This window comes from Winogradskyella poriferorum, assembly GCF_050618035.1.
In the GTDB taxonomy this organism is placed as follows: domain Bacteria; phylum Bacteroidota; class Bacteroidia; order Flavobacteriales; family Flavobacteriaceae; genus Winogradskyella; species Winogradskyella poriferorum_A.
Window position 1 is genome coordinate 1 of sequence record NZ_JBODPY010000130.1, and the last position, 235, is coordinate 235.

At 35.7% G+C, this 235-nt stretch carries 1 pseudogene; it reads left to right on the forward strand.

The features are described 5' to 3' along the window. Nucleotides 1–235 (forward strand): annotated as a pseudogene (locus ACRHOC_RS15195) (peptidylprolyl isomerase); the annotation flags it as partial.

The window sequence follows — 235 nt, forward strand, 5'->3', positions numbered from 1 at the left end:
AATTACGTAAAATCTTGTTAGAAACTGAATTTGACGAGTTCGGATTAGGTGTTGTGACAGATGAAATGAGAGATCTTCTTAAGGCAAGTTTTTCTTCATATCCAGAATCCCAGGATGAAAATGGTCAGTTTGATGTAAATAGATTCAATGCATTTATTGCTAATCGTAACGACCTTAATGGCGATACTGCGCCTTTAGGAAACTTCTTGGTAAATTATGAGAGCTGGGCTAATAA